Source organism: Mycobacterium sp., from assembly GCF_049280035.1.
Lineage (GTDB): Bacteria > Actinomycetota > Actinomycetes > Mycobacteriales > Mycobacteriaceae > Mycobacterium.
Genome location: NZ_JBAPPI010000582.1, coordinates 1 through 1,759, shown reverse-complemented (window position 1 = coordinate 1,759; position 1,759 = coordinate 1). Strand labels below are relative to the sequence as shown.

The 1,759-nt window shown below is 65.7% G+C and carries 2 protein-coding genes; both read right to left on the bottom strand.

The window, feature by feature from the left end; all coding sequences use genetic code 11:
* Positions 1-55: 55 nt before the first annotated feature.
* On the bottom strand, positions 56-1,156 hold the full coding sequence (locus WAN71_RS18955) for an NAD(P)-dependent alcohol dehydrogenase (protein ID WP_422226805.1): 1,101 nt from the start codon (positions 1,154-1,156) through the stop codon (positions 56-58).
* A gap of 368 nt (positions 1,157-1,524) precedes the next feature.
* A partial coding sequence (locus WAN71_RS18950) for a hypothetical protein (protein ID WP_422226804.1) occupies positions 1,525-1,759 on the bottom strand: 235 nt, incomplete at its 5' end.

The window sequence follows — 1,759 nt, the reverse complement described above, 5'->3', positions numbered from 1 at the left end:
TGGCCGCGGTGGTTGTCCATCGCCGCCGGTTGTTCGTCATGGATGTTGTCACAGGTCAGGGTGTCAGCACGGCCTTGAGGACCTCCCCGCGGTGCTGGGCCTCTACCGCTTCGTTGATCTGGGCCAGCGGCATCGTGGTGATCAGCTTGTCGAACGGAAACTTGCCCTGATCATGCAGACCGAGCAGGTAGGGGATGAATGCCTGCGGGTCGGCGTCGCCTTCAACGATGCCCCGAATGGTGAGCCCGAGCAGCGGCGGCTGGAATAGCCCGACCGAAAAGACGGCCTGCATGTCCGCAGGCACACCGATCAACCCGAGCATGCCCCGCATCCCAAGGGAGGCAAGCAGCTGTTCTACGACGGGCGTTACCGCGGTGGTGTCGACGGCGTAATCAGCGCCCGCGGGTGCGATCTCGCGGATCTGCTCGGCCAGTGGCCCGGCCTGCGGGTCAACGGCGTGGGTGGCGCCGAGCTCGGTGGCCAGTACCCGCCTGCTCTCGTGGAGGTCGACGGCGATGATCGACGCGGCCTCGCGCACCACAGCGGCCATCACGGCGGACAGACCCACCGCTCCCGCGCCGGTGACGACCACGGTCGATCCGGGCTGCACGTCGAGCGAGTTCAACACCGCGCCGGCCCCGGTCTGGATGCCGCAGCCAAGCGGCCCCACGAGCTCGACCGGGGCGCCCGGCGGTAGCTTGACCACGTTGCGTTCATGAGCCAGCGCGTGCGTCGCCAACGATGACTGGCCGAAGAAGTTGGCCCCCAATTTGGTTCCGGCAGAGGCTAACCCGGACGATCCGTCGGAGCGGACCCCACCGAAGTTGTATTCGAGGAAGTTATGGCAGTAGGCCGGTTGGCCCTTCGAGCAAGTGGGGCACGCGCCGCAGCTGTTGAAGCTGATCGCGACGTCATCACCAACCGCGATCGACGTCACGTCGGCGCCGACCTCCACAACGGTTCCGCTGCCCTCATGACCCAGGACTCCGGGCAGCGGGAACGGCAGGTGCCCGTGCTGGACAGCGATGTCGGTGTGGCAAATGCCGGCTCCGGCGATCTGCACGACGACTTCGTCGGGTGCGGGCGCTTGAAGGTCGACATCCCTGAGGGTGAACGGCCCGCCCACCTCCTGAACCACCGCGGCCGAGATTTGCATCCGTTGCCTCTTTTCTGTTCTGCGGCGTTTGGTCCGATACGGCGCTGGCCGCGCTTCCGGATGAACCCGACAAATGTCGGGGTCGACTGCGCTAATCGCGATGAAGCGAGTGTGGTCGAATGACCGCGGCCGCCGCGTCACCACATCGAGCGGTTCTCCACCCCGCAGAAGAGGTATTTCTCCCCGACACTCTTGGCCGACCGAGATCGAGTCTTCATAGTGGGATGGCCGGAGCAAAGGCGGCTGTCGCAAGCGCCCCGCCCCGGCACCGTGCGGATGTGCCCTCCGTCCCAAACTCCGGGCATGCGATGCGCGGTGTCGGGGCCGGGTTTGCGGTCAACGGAGACCGCATTCCGGCGTCCTGGCCGTTACGGCGGTGACACAGGAGAGACGAAGTGAGAATCGTAGTGGAGCCCAGCAGCTGCTCCGGGATGAGAATCTGTGTCCATGCCGACGGCAATACGCAGGTGCTCAGGGGCTACCTCGAGGACAACGAGGTCCTCGAGGTAGCTCGCGAGGCCGGCTGCGGGATATGAGATGACCAGTACCAGGCCGCCGGTGATCACGGTCGACCAGCTCATTGAGCAGATCAAGGTGGGGCCC